Genomic DNA, 1,537 nt, shown 5'->3' on the forward strand with positions numbered 1-1,537 from the left:
TATGTCGCGGGCGTCGCCGTCGGATCGCCCTGGACCGAGCGCGAGCTTCTGGGCCCGCGCGACGCCGACGAGGAGCGCGTGCTTTTGGGCCTGCGCACCGTCGAGGGCGTGCCGCTGGCCCTGTTGCAGCGGCTGGGACGGTCGGCGGAAGAGGGCCGACTGGCCGACCTGCTGGCGGACGGCTTCCTGAGTCTGAGGGACGGCCGCGTCGCCGCCACGGCGACGGGCCGTCCCTTGCTGGACGCCGTGCTGAAGAGCCTGCTGGTCTAGGCGATCAGACGGTCGCAGCGGCCTCTTCGATCAAGTCGCAGATTTCAGACGGGTGCGACGCCAGGGAGGCGTGGCTGGCGTCCAGGGTGATGACCTTGCGGGCGTTCAGCCGCGCCGACATGCGCTGTTGATTGGTCGGGGCGATCATGTGGTCCTGGCTCGAGACCTGATACCAGCTCGGCTTGCTGCGCCAGGCGGGCGCTGTGACCGCGTCGCCGAAGGTGGTGGCCAGGGGCGCCTTCTGCGTCACCGCCATGACCAGGGCCTCGTCCGCCGTCAGATCCTGGCAGAAGCTCTCGTGGAACTTGTCGGCCTTGATCCACAGATAGCCGTCGCTGTCGGGGGCCAGGTTGGCGGCGGCCGCCGGCGGATCCTGCTGGGTGATGGCGCCGGGGCTTTCGCCTGCGTCGGGGGCGAAGGCGGCGACGAAGACCAGGGCCGCCACGTTCGGCAGGTCGCCCGCCTCGGACAGCACCGCTCCGCCGTAGGAATGGCCGACCAGGATCACCGGCCCCTCCTGCTGACGCACCATCTTGCGCACGCGCTCTGCGTCGTCGGCCAGGGAGGTCAGCGGCATCTCGACCGCGTGCAGGGAGGTGTAGCCGCGCCGGGCCAGTTCGGTGATGACCTTGCCCCAGTGGGCGGCGCCGCCCCAGAAACCGTGAACGAGGACGATGGAGGCGGATTTCGACATAGATCAGTTTTCCTTGGATTGGCGGCTCGAACGCCGCTTGTGGCGGAAATGTGTCAAGCCGGTCTGCGTTCCTGGCGGTCTCCGCTTTCACGACACCGTGACGCTGACTAGGATGGGGTATGTCCGACGCCTCTTTGTTCCCGCCGACCGCCCCGCCTGCACGCCCTGTTTCGCCGGGCCTCTATCTGGTGGCGACGCCGATCGGGAACTTGCGCGACATGACGCTCAGGGCGCTGGACGTGCTGGCGGCGGCCGATCTGGTGCTGGCCGAGGATACGCGGGTCACGGCCAAGCTGCTGACCGCCTATGGGCTGAAGGCCAGGTTGGAGCGCTGCGACGACCACGCCTCGAACCGCGCGGCCGAGATCGCCGTCGAGCGCCTGAAGGCGGGCGAGGTGGTGGCCCTGGTGTCCGACGCGGGCACGCCCCTGGTGTCTGATCCCGGCTATGTGGTGGCGCGCGCAGCGGTGGCCGAAGGCCTGCCGGTGCACCCGGTGCCTGGTCCGTCCAGCCTGCTGGCCGCCCTGTGCATCGCCGGCCTGCCCGCCGATCGGGTGCTGTTCGCGGGCTTCC

2 protein-coding genes and 1 pseudogene are annotated in these 1,537 nt (G+C 69.8%); 2 read left to right on the top strand and 1 reads right to left on the bottom strand.

Annotation, left to right across the window (positions count from 1 at the left end; genetic code table 11):
• A pseudogene (locus RT567_RS16695) lies at nt 1-270 on the top strand (coproporphyrinogen III oxidase); the annotation flags it as partial.
• Nucleotides 271-274: 4 nt separating this feature from the next.
• On the opposite strand, the gene RT567_RS16700 reads toward RT567_RS16695, so the two are convergent.
• Nucleotides 275-964: an alpha/beta hydrolase gene (locus RT567_RS16700; protein ID WP_313577311.1), complete on the bottom strand. Its 690-nt coding sequence runs from the start codon at nt 962-964 to the stop codon at nt 275-277.
• A 119-nt stretch (nt 965-1,083) separates the two neighbouring features.
• Here RT567_RS16700 and RT567_RS16705 point away from each other — a divergent pair.
• Nucleotides 1,084-1,537 (top strand): ribosomal RNA small subunit methyltransferase I (locus tag RT567_RS16705; RefSeq protein WP_313577312.1); only part of this gene is annotated, 454 nt, incomplete at its 3' end.

Origin of the sequence: Brevundimonas sp. (genome assembly GCF_032107865.1) — a bacterium.
Lineage (GTDB): Bacteria > Pseudomonadota > Alphaproteobacteria > Caulobacterales > Caulobacteraceae > Brevundimonas.